Raw genomic sequence first — 14,123 nt, 5'->3', positions numbered from 1 at the left:
AGTTCATGTTTTCAGCTGACGACCGGTATCTAAAACTTAGAACCTTAGTTACTCAGAACCTTAGAAACTTTTAAAAAAAAACTTAGAATCTTAGTCACTCAGCAACTTAGCAACTCAAAAAAGAAGAAGCCGACTCTAACAAGGTAGAATCGGCTTCTTTTTTTTTATAATAATCAGATTGACAGATTAGTTTTTCAGGTTTTTTTCTAAAAACTGATCTTGTTCCCAAAGTAAGTGTAAGATGTTTTCTTTGGCAGCATATCCGTGAGATTCTTTAGGTAAAATTACCATTCTTGCAGGAGCTCCTAAACCTTTTAAGGCTTGGAAATAACGCTCTGTCTGTAAGGTAAAAGTTCCAGGGTTGTTGTCTGCCTCACCGTGAACTAACAAAAGAGGTGTTTTCATTTTGTCAGCATTCATAAAAGGAGACATTGTGTTGTACACTTCCGGAACTTCCCAGTAATTACGTTGCTCAGATTGAAATCCAAATGGAGTTAAAGTTCTGTTGTAAGCACCACTACGAGCGATTCCACAAGCAAAAAGATTAGAATGTGTTAATAAGTTAGCCGTCATAAAAGCACCGTAAGAATGTCCTCCAACTGCTACTTTCTTTCTGTTAATGTATCCTAATGCATCTACAGCGTTAATTGCAGCTTCTGCATTATCAACTAACTGTGTAATAAAATTGTCATTAGGTTCTGTAGTTCCTTCACCAATAATAGGGAAAGAAGCATCATCTAACACAACATAACCTTTAGTAACCCAGTATACAAATGATCCGTAAGAAGGAAAAGTAAACTCATTTGGATTCTGAGTAGATTGTCCTGCACTGTTTCTGTCTTTATATTCAGCCGGGTATGCCCAGATTAATAAAGGCATCTTTTCTTTTTTAGCTTTATCGTAACCAACAGGTAAGTATAAAGTTCCTGAAAGCTCTACACCATCTTTACGTTTGTATTTAATTACTTCTTTGCTAACATTTTTAATGCTTTCAAAAGGATTTTTGAAAGAAGTAATTGGTGTCAGGCTGTTTTGTTTTTTAATGTTTCTGAAGTAATAATTTGGGTAATCACTTTTTGATTGGATCATTACTAAAACTTTTCCGGTTTTAAAATCTTCGATCTCAATTAAATCTTCTTTTTTGTCTTTGTAAGATGAAGTGTAAAGACGCTTGCTTTTTAGCGTTTTAAAATTGAACTCATCAATAAAAGGAAACTGACCGTCTTTTGTAAAACCGTCACCGATCAGGTAAGCATTGTTATTCTCAATGGCTAAAACATTTTTGTTGTACTCATTTTTTCTGGTTTCAAATGAACCCGGGTCTGAGTATACATCCTGATAGTTTCTGTCATTAAGTACTTTTGGCTGTTGGCCTGGAGTTGATGGGTTTATTAAATAGGTTTTTACATTACGGGTATCGTACCATGAATCAGAAAGAATTGCAATCGCATCATTCCCCCAAGTAATACCTCCAAAACGTTGAGGTGTTTTTACCAATGTAATAGCTTCGTTTGTAAAGGGTGCATCCCAAAGAAAAACTTCATCTCTGAAATCTACTTTGTTAGCAGGATTACCTTCGTCAAGAGCAGAAACATATACTAAAGTCGCCGGTTTGTCATTTCTCCAGGTCATTTCTCTTTTTCCTTTTTGTACCGCCATAAATCCTTTTGGGATAATTTCGTTTAAAGGAACCTCATTTACAACTTTGATTTCTTTTCCTCTACTGTCGTAAACTACTGTTTTAGATGGGAATCTGAACAATGGTACAACATAAGAAAATGGTTTTTGAATTGTAGTCAGCATGATGTAATTTCCATCAGGTGAAATTCTTTCTCCAGCAAACATGGCAGCTTCTTTAAATAAAGTAGCAGTTCCATTAATGTTTACTTTATATAATTCTGAAGTGATGATGTTTTCAAAATTAGCCTCATCATTTTTGTTTTTCAACATATCAGGATACGTTCTGTTTTGAGATTTCTCTCCTGAAGTGTTAGAAACAATAGGACCGGTTGGTAAGTCTTTTTTAGAATCCAGTAAAGGTTGTCTGTTTTTAGGAAGCATCTTTACTAAGATCGTTTCATTGTCTAAAAGCCAGCTAAACGGATTACCAAGATTTGCATTTACATTTGCTTCGGTAAGTTTTGTAGCTTTTGCAGTAGCAACGTCCAAAACCCAAAGTTCAACCCCCGTACTTGTAGTATGAGAGAACAAGATTTTTTTGTCATTTGGTGACCAAAGGATGTTACTGATTCTTGGATTAACAGGTAATCCGGCAACTTGTACTTCTTCTGTACCGTTTATTTTTCGTACTTTTAAGTTGTTGATGTAGGTTACGGTACTTGAGATGTTAGTTACAGGATTTATCCTTATACCAGCCAAACGAAGTTCGTCTTGGTTTAAATCATCTAATGTTTTGTAAGTGTTTCTGTAAGAAAGTAGCATGTATTCTTTTTTAGTATCCATTGATACTGAAGGAGCTCTTTCGTAATCGGCTAAATCCAGGATGGATTTGGAAGGCTTTTGATAGGTTAAATTTTCTTGCGCAATCGCAGAAAAACCTAAGGTTAAAAATAAAAAGAGAGTAACCTTTAATTTCATAATTTGAATTTTAGGGGGTTAAATTAAGTAGTATTATTAATAAGTTTGTCTAAAGTAGTGCAGACATGTTACATTTTAATGGAGAATTTTATTTTTTTAAGATTTTTTTAAGGTTTTAATGTATTAACTGCTTTTTCAGAATTTAAAACGATTCTATATGTCGTATTATTGAAGTATATTAAATTGTCAATCACGAAAAAAATAGTAATTTGTACCGTTATATTTTAAAGTATACTTAGATTTGCAATCCAATTTTTTAACAAATAATAAAAGAATATGTATCATTCAAAAATAGCGGGCTTAGGATATTATGTTCCTTCTAATGTTGTGACTAACGATGATTTGTCTAAAATTATTGATACCAATGACGAATGGATTCAGGAAAGAACTGGAATTCAAGAACGCCGACATATTATTCGTGGAGAGGATACCACAACCTCTATGGGGGTAAAAGCAGCTAAAATTGCTATAGAACGTTCTGGCATAGCCAAAGAAGATATTGATTTTGTGGTTTTTGCTACCTTAAGTCCGGATTACTATTTTCCAGGACCAGGAGTTTTGGTACAACGTGATTTGGGATTGAGAACGGTTGGAGCTTTAGACGTTAGAAATCAATGCTCGGGTTTTATCTACGGAATCTCGGTTGCAGACCAATACATCAAAACCGGAATGTATAAAAACATTTTAGTAATTGGTTCTGAAGTGCATTCAACAGGATTGGATATGACAAGCCGCGGACGTGGTGTTTCAGTTATTTTTGGAGATGGAGCAGGAGCGGCTGTTTTAAGTCGTGAAGAAGATTTGACAAAAGGAATATTATCAACACACCTACACTCAGAAGGACAACACGCCGAAGAGTTAGCGCTACAAGCACCGGGAATGGGAGCGCGTTGGGTAACCGATATTATAGCAGATAATGACCCAAATGATGAGAGTTATTATCCTTATATGAATGGACAGTTTGTATTTAAAAACGCAGTAGTTCGTTTTGCTGAAGTAATCAACGAAGGTTTAGAAGCAAATGGTTTACAGGTTTCTGATATTAATATGTTGATTCCGCATCAGGCTAATTTGAGGATTTCACAGTTTATTCAAAACAAATTCAAATTGTCAGACGATCAGGTGTATAACAATATTCAGAAATATGGTAATACAACCGCAGCATCGATTCCGATTGCTTTAACCGAAGCATGGGAACAAGGAAAAATAAAAACAGGAGATACAGTTGTTCTAGCAGCTTTCGGAAGTGGATTCACTTGGGGAAGTGCTATTATTAAATGGTAATTTTTTTGTTTAAATAATATACTAAACCTGTTCAGTTTCTGAGCAGGTTTTTTTTTTGGAAGAATTAGAGGTGATAATTTATCGTGTTATTTTTCGTACATTTACAACTTTAAACGAACTGTCAAGCTGAGCGAAGTCGAAGCACTTTAAGATGAATAGCCCTTCGACTTCACTCAGGGAGACACACTAGGTTTAAGAAATGTTTTTAAAATAACAACTGTCAGGCTGAGCGAAGTCGAAGCCCTTTTTTTACTTCATAACCTCTATTTAAATGAAATTTTATTATGTTTATATCTTAAAATGTTCTGATGATAGTTACTATACCGGAATAACAAATAATATGGATCGAAGACTCAAGGAACATAAGTCCGGTTTGCATAAAGAAAGTTATACGTATGATAAAAGACCGTTGGAATTAGTGTTCTGTACTGATTTTAATGATGTCAATCAAGCAATCTCTTTTGAAAAACAAGTGAAAGGTTGGAGCAGAAAAAAGAAAGAAGCAATAATAAATGATAAATGGGAGGACTTAAAAAAACTTTCAGAATGTTTAAATTTAACGAGTCATAAAAATTTTATTAAAAAAGATATTTAGTAGTGAACAGCCCTTCGACTTCGCTCAGGGTGACACTAAGGATTTAAGAGATGTTTTTTAAATAACAACTGTCAAGCTGAGCGAAGCCGACTGTCAGGCTGAGCGAAGTCGAAGCCCTGCTTTACAACAAATGAATACAATGAAAAAAAACCAACTCGAAATAGCCTGTTTCAATTACGAATCGGCTTTGATTGCTCAGGAAAATGGAGCAGACCGAATCGAATTATGCGAGAACATGCAACTCGGAGGAACAACACCAAATTATATTTTAGGAGCCAAAGTCCGCGAGAAATTGTCAATCAAAATGCATGTTATTATCAGACCCCGCGGTGGGGACTTTGTTTATTCCGATGAAGAAATTATCGTAATGAAACAAGACATCAAACAATTCAAAAAACTGGGAGTTGATGGTTTTGTTTTTGGAATTTTAAACGAAGATGGAAGCGTAAATAAAAGCGTTAACAAAGAATTGGTTGCTTTGGCGGCTCCTCATTCCAGTACTTTTCACCGGGCTTTTGATGTGGTGGCTGATGTAGAGCAAGCTCTCGAAGAGGTTATTGATTGTGGTTTTAACGCCATTCTGACTTCCGGACAAGGAACGAATGTTCTGGAAGGGATCGCAGTTTTAGAGAAAATTCAGGAATTGGCAGGGGATCGAATTGTGATCATGCCGGGTGGGGGTTTGCGATCCTCGAATATTCAGTTGTTACTGGAGAAACTGCAACCAACATTTTTTCATACTTCTGCGATTACAAATAATACAGAAACGGCAGATCCTTTGGAGATAAAAAAAATACAGGCTTATTTTTAAGGATTGGATGCAAAAATTGGGGATTAGGCAAAAAAGATTGGGCAATCTGATTTTTTTTAAAGTTATATTTCTGGCGACTCTAAATGGATACTAAAAGCTTTTTTAAACCATATAAGTGATGTAAGTTCATATTAAATCTGCTTGCGTTTCCCTTGCGAAAATCTTTGCGCACTTTTGGTTAAAATAATCCGACTATAATAACAATAAAAAAGGCCTGGAGTTGGCATACTCCAGGCCTTTTTTGCTACAAGAAAATTATTTAAATCTGCTAATTAAGAGTGGGACTAGAACATTCCGCCACCACCTTGACTAGTGTTGTCTTCTCTTTGTTTACGTTGCAAGTTTTTGATTTTTGCTCCTCCAAAGTTGTAGGTTAAACCTAAATAAACCGTTTGGCTCTCCCAGGTAAACTGTCCTGCGTGAGGATAAGGATATTGTGAATCAAAAGCATATTTCATCGTATTGAAAACATCATTAAAACGAACACTTATGTTCATTTTGTTGTTCAATAAAGTATAACGTGAACCCATGTCGATTTTGTACATTTCGTGACTGTTATTTTGAAGACCGTCAGATGGGCCTTTGTAGAATCCGAACAATAAGAAGCTCAAACGTTTGTTTACTTTAAAGTTTGAATTCATACGGGCGTTGAAAGCAGAAACTGTAATCTTTCTTTCAACTTGATCGCTTTCCTTTGTTACAGGATCGAACAAAGAAACATATCCTTGTTGTTTGATACTTGAGAAATCAATAGAAGGAGAAATATCCCACCATTTTGCGATTTTATAATTGAAGGAAGCTTCAAATCCATAAGCAGTGTTGCGATCAAAGTTATCATAAGACAAGATTACCTTATTACCGCTATCATTATCGACATCGTCAGGATACAAAACTCTACTGATTTGATCATTGATACTTCTCACATAAACTCCCGCAGTGAAACTTCCTTTTTCTAAAGTTTTAGTATAATTTGCTTCTACAGAGTTTGTAAACTGAGGTCTTAATTCAGGGTTTCCTAACGAAGTTACTAATGGAGTAGAAAATTCACGAAGAGGTTTTGTCTGCTCTAAACTTGGACGGTCTACACGACGGCTATAGCTTAATTGCAAAGTATTTTTTTCGTTTAGGTTATAGGTCAAATAAGCTGATGGATATAAAGTGATATAGTCATCATCAAATTTTTGTTGACCACGATTTAAATTAGCTGCTACTTTATAGCTTTCAAAACGAGCACCCAATTGGTAGCTGAATTTTTTGTATTTCTGACCAAAAGTTACGTAAGCAGAATAAATATCTGTATCGTAAGTATAATTTGAGTTTACATTCTGATCAGAAAATGTTACGCCTGTTCTGGTGTAATCATTTCCTGTTCTGGTGATTCTGGCTTCAGCACCGGCCTCAAGAGTTGTTTTTTCGTTCAACGGATTAACATAATCTATGTTTAGCGTACTTAATTTACGATCTCCTTTGATCAAGTCATTGTAAATTAGATTTTTTGCAGTATTGTTTGGAGCTGTAGTTTTAGTATCAAAATACGCATTCTGAGATTCTTTACTATCGCTATAGTTTCCTTCAAAATCCAATGTGTGTCCTTCTTTTTTGAAGATGTGTTTGTAGGCTAAATTGTAAGTTCCTGTTTTTTCAGGTCCTGAATATTTAGAAGTTTGGTAAATGTTTTTGATATCCGGATCACCATTATTATAATCAATATCGGTGTTTACAAAACCTTTTCCGTTCGATTTGTTTTGATTGGTATAAAAAGACAACGTATTATGGTCATCAATTAAATAATCCATTCCTATTTTATACAGATAAGAATCATTATCGTTCTTAACATCGATATTCTGAACAACGTCCTGATCAAATCTTTTGATGAAACCATCGTTAAAGTAAGTTCCGAAGTTTTGACCAACGTTTCCAAAAAGGTTTACTTTCCCGGTTTTATAATTCAAATCCAAAGACTGATTGTACTTGGCCGTTTCTCCAAAAGTAATACCACCACTATAACTTCCGTTGAAACCAACGTTAGTGTTTTTATGCAAAATAATGTTGATGATTCCTGACATTCCTTCCGGATTGTATTTGGCACTTGGATTGGTAATCAACTCAATTTTTTTGATTGAGGTTGATGGAATTTGTTTTAATAACTGAGCCGGGTCAATGTTACTTGGTCTTCCGTCAATTAATACACGTACATTATCATTTCCGCGAAGCGAAAGTTTTCCGTCCTGATCTACGTTTACAGATGGAATATTGTTCATAATGTCAGACGCTGATGCTCCGGCAGTGGTAAGGTCTTTTCCGACAGTAACAACTTTACGGTCAATTTTTTGTTCAATTGTAGAACGCTCGCTCACAATATTTACGCCTTTAAGTTGTGTAGCTTCTTCTTCAAGAGCGACTTTAACAATAGCTTCTTTTTTGTTTTCATTTAAAAGAATAGAACCGATGTATTTTCTAAATCCAATGTATTGAATTTCGATGGTATAGTTTTTTAAGGCTAAATTTTTAATAGTAAAATCACCATTGTCGTCTGTGTTTACTCCGGAAACTACTTTTCCATTTTCTTTAATTGAAACAGTAGCATATGAAATGGGAGCATTGTTCGACTTTTCGGTAATTTTTCCTGAGACCGTCCCGGAATTCTGAGCTTGTGCTGTTGCCATTACACCCAGTAATGCGAACAGTAAAAATTTTAATTTCATAGTTAGGTAATTGATTGATTTGATCTGACTGATGATGATTGTTTTTTTAGTTTTTTTCTTTTTTGAAATAAATTCAAAGTCCCTATTAAGACTATTTTACCAGCGATATGTTACAAAAAAAATGAAATAAAAAATGTTCTTTTTTTGTTAAAGGCTGTTTTGTAAGAGGTTAAGCTTCTTAAATTTTAATTTCAATAAATGTATTTATAGTACTTTTCTTTCGGCTAATAGTAGGAAATAGATACTCAGAGTGATGGCAGAAAATGTTGTTTAAGGCAAAATTTTAAAGACGGGAGTACTGCCTCTTTTGAATGCAGTAAAAGTATCAGATCATTGAATCGATAAACGGAGTTATTAACTCTGCGTTCCAGTTGGAAGTTCGTAGCGGCATGCACATTTGCGAATAGGTTTTTGACTGTTCTAAACCCGGTCCGTGGCAGGTATTTTTTCCTGCGGATTGATTCTGCTTTCACCATAATGACTTCTTCTATTTTATGGATGTTGCAGAAAAAATCAAAGAAGAAGAGTGTTGTTTTATGAATGTTCTGTTTTGAAGTAATTTAGTGTTTCGGTTTTTTGATTATTTTAACCATTTAAATAATTGTTAGTTTTTTTTAATTCTAAGGATTTTCGGGAATTTTATATGTTTTTGATTTTCTCTAATTGGTGAATAAGCAGTATCTTTGCTCACTTTAAAAATAAGTTTACATGTCATTATCACAAATTCTTACCCCTTCTATACAAAAAGCAATACAGGCATTATTTGATGTTGCTATTGAAAAAATCGAGTTTCAGACTACCAGAAAAGAGTTTGAAGGCGATATTACAATGGTTATTTTTCCTTTGTTGAAAGTGATTAAAAGTAATCCTGGCGAATTGGGTGCTAAAATTGGAAATTACCTGGTTGAAAATGTTGCTGAAGTAGCACGATTTAATGTGGTTTCCGGTTTCCTGAATATTGTAATTGCAGATCGTTATTATTTAGATTTCTTTAATGGAATAAAAGACAATACAAAATTTGGTTATGTAACACCAAATCCGGAAGAGAAGGCGATTATGGTGGAATATTCTTCGCCAAATACCAACAAACCATTACACTTAGGACATGTGCGTAATAATTTGTTGGGGTATTCTGTAGCTGAAATTATTAAGGCTTCAGGCAAAAAAGTATATAAAACGCAGATCATCAACGATCGTGGGATTCATATTTGTAAATCGATGTTGGCTTGGGAGAAATTCGGAAACGGAGAAACCCCGGAAACTTCAGGTTTAAAAGGAGATAAACTGGTTGGTAAATATTATGTTGAGTTTGATAAAGCGTACAAAGCTGAAATTGCTCAATTAATAGAAACCGGTAAAACAGAAGAGGAAGCCAAAAAACAAGCTGCGATTATTATTGAAGCTCAGGATATGCTCAAAAAATGGGAAGCTGGTGATGAAAAAGTGATCACACTTTGGAAAATGATGAACCAATGGGTATATGACGGTTTTGCTACTACTTATAGCAATCTCGGAGTAAATTTTGATCGTTATTATTACGAAAGCAACACCTATTTATTAGGTAAAGATGTAGTTCAGGTTGGATTGGATAAAGGTGTTTTTGAAAAAGATCCTGATGGTTCGGTTTGGATTGATTTGACTGACGAAGGTTTAGATCGTAAAATTGTACTTCGTTCAGACGGAACTGCCGTTTATATGACACAAGATATCGGAACTGCTATTCAACGTGTAAAAGACATGCCAGATGTGGGCGGAATGGTTTACACCGTTGGTAATGAGCAGGATTATCACTTTAAAGTACTATTCTTAATCCTTAAAAAATTAGGTTTTGACTGGGCTTCAAGTTTGTATCATTTATCATATGGAATGGTTGATTTACCTTCGGGAAAAATGAAAAGCCGTGAAGGAACTGTCGTAGATGCAGATGATTTGATGCAAGATATGACCGATACAGCCAAACAAATTTCTGAAGATCTAGGAAAACTGGATAGTTATTCTGATACGGAAAAAGCGAAATTGTACAAAACAATTGGTCTTGGAGCACTTAAATATTACATTTTAAAAGTAGATCCTAAAAAACGTATCCTGTTTAATCCCGAAGAATCTGTTGATTTTGCCGGAAACACAGGACCGTTTATACAATATACTTATGCGAGAATCCAATCAATTATTCGTAAAGCGGATTTTGAGTTTAATGTAACGTTGGATGGAGTTGAAGTACTTCATGAAAAAGAAAAAGAATTGGTAAAACAAATCGAACTTTTTCCGGAAGTAATTCAAAACGCAGCTCAGAATCACAGCCCGGCTTTGATTGCTAATTACACTTATGATTTAGTAAAAGAATACAATTCGTTCTACCAATCCGTACATATTTTAGGAGAAGTGGATCTGACAAAAAAAATATTCAGAGTGCAACTTTCTCAAAAAGTGGCAGAAGTTATAAAATCGGCTTTTACTTTATTAGGAATAGAAGTTCCGGAGAGAATGTAAAATAGAAATATATCAAATTAAAAATAGGCTGTTCCCATACGAACAGCCTATTTTTTTTGGATTATTACGAGGGTTGGTTGATTAGCCTTTGCTGCAGTTCTCAATTTGCAGTTCTTAAAGTTAGAACAAAAGAAAACTTTGTCACTTTGTCTCCCTCTGAGCCTTTGCCTCTTCTTCTACACTCTTTCTTCCTACAAAAAGGATAAAAGGCATTTATTCAAAAAAATAATAATCCAGAATTGTAAGATTGTCCTTTCAAGGATGAATTGTATTAACTGTCTTTATTTCAGCTGTTTGTGTACTTGTTGTTTTCTTTTAGGTGTTAAAAAGTAATACTAGGATTACAATTTAATATGTTAAAAAGAATAAATTTCTTGTTAAATTTATATTAATGAAGTAAGTTGCACCAAAATTATTTAAAATTTAAACAATGAAGCAAAGAATTAAAGTAATGGTAATGCTGTTTTTTGTACTTAGTTCGCAATTATTTTTTGCGCAGGAAAGACTTGTTTCAGGAACTGTTTCTGATAATATGGGCATGCCACTACCGGGGGTTACCGTATTGTTAAAAGGAGCTAAATCCGGAACACAAACAGATTTTGAAGGTAAGTTCTCTGTTAAGGCAACATCGAATCAGATTTTGGTATTCAGTTACATCGGAATGAAAAATCAGGAAGTGGCGGCAAATTCATCGGTACTTACTATTAAATTAAGCGGAGATGCTCAGGAGCTGGATGATGTTGTAGTGTCCACGGCCATGGGAATCAAAAGAGAGAAAAAATCTTTAGGTTACGCCACGCAAGAGGTCAAAGGAGAAGACCTGACAAAAGTTAATACTGGAAACGTTGCAAATTCAATTTCCGGTAAAGTAGCCGGTATTGAAATAAAGAGAAGTGGTAATTTCGGAGGATCTACAAACGTTGTTATTCGAGGATCTAAATCGATTACCGGAAACAATCAGGCACTTTGGGTCGTTGACGGTATTCCGTTAAATAATGACAACTCAAATACAAGTAGTCAGAAATCAGGTGGTTCGGGGTATGATTATGGAAATGCCGCATCGGATATAAACCCTGACGATATTGAAACCATCAATGTGCTAAAGGGTGCAGCCGCATCTGCTTTGTATGGATCGAGAGCGGGTAATGGAGTAATTATTGTTACGACTAAAAAAGGAAGAAAAGGAAAAGGATTAGGAATCTCTGTTAGTTCCGGACTTACTGTTGGGACTGCCGACAAAAGCACGCTTCCCGAGTATCAAAAACAATATGGAGGGGGAGACGGTTTTGTGTTCGGTTCAAATGCAGATTTAGGACAGGGTTCATTTCCAACTATAGTGCCCGAAGATTCTTCTTGGGGACCTGCATTCGATTCCTCCCAAAAGGTATACAGTTGGAATGCCTATTATCCTGAATTAGTTGCCACTTATGGAAAAACATCACCTTGGCAAGCAGCGAAAAACGATCCAAACTCATTTTTCAAGAACTCCACTACCTATACCAATAACGTTGCGATAACTAATGGAAATGAAAATGGAACTTTTAGATTCGCTTATACGAATTTGGATCAAACAGGGGTTTTGCCTAATAGCTCCATAAAGAAGCATAATTTTAATTTTTCCGGTAGTTATAAAGTTAGTAGTAAAACAGAAATTGCTGCAACCGCAAATTATATCACTTCTGGTGGAACGGGTTTGAACGATACGGGATACTCAGATAATATTGTGGGTAGTTTTAGACAGTGGTGGCATACTGATGTAGATCTTATGGAGCAAGAACGTGCTTATCATTTAACAGGTAAAAATATAACCTGGAATCCAAGAGCTGTCTCAAATACGATTCCGTTATATTGGGATAACCCTTATTTTGGTCGCTATGAAAATTACAATAATTTTAGTAGAGATCGTTTCTTTGGGAACTTTACAATTAATACTGAAATCACAAACTGGTTTTCTGTAACGGGAAGAGGAGCAGTGGATTCTTATGTAGAAAATCACGAAGAGAGAGTAGCTTTAGGGTCAGGAGCCAATAGTGGTATTGCCAAATATGCTAGATATGACAAAAGATTCAGAGAGGTCAATCTGGATTTACTGCTCAATTTTAAGGCTAAAATTACGGAAGATGTTAACTTTAGGGGGCTATTAGGGGCGTCCAGTAGAAGAAGTGAACTTAGTTCTATTCGATCCTCAACCAATGGGGGGTTGTTAATTCCAAAATTGTATGCGCTTTCTAACTCTATTAGTTCAATTGAAAACCCAACAGAATTTTTAGAAGAGCGAGGAACGAATAGTGTTTATACCAGTGCCTCTTTTGATTACAAAGAAACTTTTTTTATTGAAGGAACGTACAGAATCGATGAATCCTCTACCTTGCCCGCAAAAGCAGCAAAATATAAGTATCCATCCGTTACCGGTACCTATATCTTTAGTAAACATCTTACGGTTCCTTGGTTAGATTTTGGTAAATTGAGAGTTAATTTTGCGCAAACCGGAAATGATGCTAACGTACATGTAATTAAGCCCGTCTATACTAAAGACACGAATTTTGGTGATAATGCTTTATTTTCTAATGAAAACATCCGTAAAAATCCAAACTTAAAATCGGAGACGATTGATGGACAAGAATTAGGGATTGAGTTGCAATTGTTCAAAAGGAGAATCGGTCTTGAAGCTTCGTTATATAAGAGTACCACGACAGATCTGATTATGGATATTACTACAGGTTCTGAGATAGGTTATAGCGGGACAACAACTAATGCCGGGAAACTTACCAATACGGGAGTCGAATTTACACTTACTTTGGTTCCTGTGAAAACAAAAGATTTCTCTTGGACTTCAAAAATTAACTGGAATAAAAACAAAAGTGAAGTAGTATCGTTAGCCGATGGTCTTCCGCAAATTGTTATTGGTACGTTTAATAAGGGAACAAGCTTAAATGCAATTCCGGGACAGTCATTAGGAGTAATTAAAGGCTCTGGTTATAAATACTTAAACGGAGAAAGAGTAGTGCTGCCAAACGGAAACTATGATAATGTTAGTGATAGCATTATTGGAAATATAAATCCAGATTGGACTGGTGGTATCAACAATATTTTTAATTACAAAAATCTAACGTTTAGTTTTTTAATTGATGTAAAAAAAGGAGGGGATGTGTTCTCTCTGGATCAGGCGTATGGACAATCTAGCGGTATTTACCAAAGTAGTGTCGGAACAAATGATTTAGGGAATCCAATCCGTAACAAAATTACTGATGCAAATCCGGGAGGGCAAATTTTGCCGGGAGTACAAGCCAACGGTAGTCGTAATACCGTTAGAGCTATGGTAACAACGGCCACAGGAGAATCTAACTTAGGTTATAAATCTTTTCCCAATCAATATTTTGTTTATGATGCTTCATATGTAAAATTGAGAGAGGTTTCTATTGCTTACCAATTGCCTGTAAAATTATTAAAAGGGACTTTTCTTAACAATGTGATTTTTGCGGCAAATGGCAGTAATTTATGGATCATACATAAAAATCTTCCCTACGCAGATCCTGAATCGAACTTTGGTTCCGGGAACTTTCAGGGATTCCAAACCGGTGTTATGCCTTCGGTTAGAGAAATTAGCTTTAATGTAAAAGTTCAATTCTAAAAAAAAACA

The 14,123-nt window shown here is 35.2% G+C and carries 7 protein-coding genes; 5 read left to right on the top strand and 2 right to left on the bottom strand.

The genetic code is table 11. The features are described from left to right. Nucleotides 1–186 precede the first annotated feature (186 nt). Complete coding sequence (locus AB674_RS04215; RefSeq protein WP_047774153.1) at nt 187–2,598, bottom strand: alpha/beta hydrolase family protein; 2,412 nt, start codon at nt 2,596–2,598, stop codon at nt 187–189. 276 nt (nt 2,599–2,874) lie between these two features. On the opposite strand from AB674_RS04215, the gene AB674_RS04210 reads away from it, so the two are divergent. The 3 genes from AB674_RS04210 to AB674_RS04200 all read left to right on the top strand — a co-directional run bounded on the left by AB674_RS04210 (nt 2,875) and on the right by AB674_RS04200 (nt 5,288). Continuing rightward, on the top strand, nt 2,875–3,882 hold the full coding sequence (locus AB674_RS04210) for a 3-oxoacyl-ACP synthase III family protein (protein ID WP_047774151.1): 1,008 nt from the start codon (nt 2,875–2,877) through the stop codon (nt 3,880–3,882). A gap of 271 nt (nt 3,883–4,153) precedes the next feature. After that, nucleotides 4,154–4,477, top strand: coding sequence for a GIY-YIG nuclease family protein (locus AB674_RS04205; RefSeq protein ID WP_047774149.1), 324 nt, complete (start codon nt 4,154–4,156; stop codon nt 4,475–4,477). 139 nt (nt 4,478–4,616) lie between these two features. Then, nucleotides 4,617–5,288, top strand: a complete 672-nt coding sequence (locus AB674_RS04200) for a copper homeostasis protein CutC (protein WP_047774463.1) — start codon at nt 4,617–4,619, stop codon at nt 5,286–5,288. A 284-nt stretch (nt 5,289–5,572) separates the two neighbouring features. Here AB674_RS04200 and AB674_RS04195 read toward each other — a convergent pair whose 3' ends face one another. After that, nucleotides 5,573–7,993, bottom strand: coding sequence for a TonB-dependent receptor domain-containing protein (locus AB674_RS04195; RefSeq protein ID WP_047774147.1), 2,421 nt, complete (start codon nt 7,991–7,993; stop codon nt 5,573–5,575). Nucleotides 7,994–8,701: 708 nt separating this feature from the next. Here AB674_RS04195 and argS point away from each other — a divergent pair. Continuing rightward, nucleotides 8,702–10,483 carry an arginine--tRNA ligase gene (gene argS / locus AB674_RS04190; protein WP_047774145.1) on the top strand — a complete coding sequence of 594 codons (1,782 nt, stop codon included), beginning with the start codon at nt 8,702–8,704 and terminating at the stop codon, nt 10,481–10,483. Nucleotides 10,484–10,913: 430 nt separating this feature from the next. Then, a complete protein-coding gene (locus tag AB674_RS04185) occupies nt 10,914–14,114 on the top strand; it encodes a SusC/RagA family TonB-linked outer membrane protein (protein ID WP_047774144.1) in 3,201 nt (1,066 codons plus the stop codon). Nucleotides 14,115–14,123: the final 9 nt, after the last annotated feature.

This window comes from Flavobacterium sp. ABG, assembly GCF_001027725.1.
Taxonomy (GTDB): Bacteria; Bacteroidota; Bacteroidia; order Flavobacteriales; family Flavobacteriaceae; genus Flavobacterium; species Flavobacterium cupriresistens.
The sequence above is the reverse complement of the archived record's forward strand: the minus strand, read 5'-3'. Positions and strand labels throughout refer to the sequence as shown.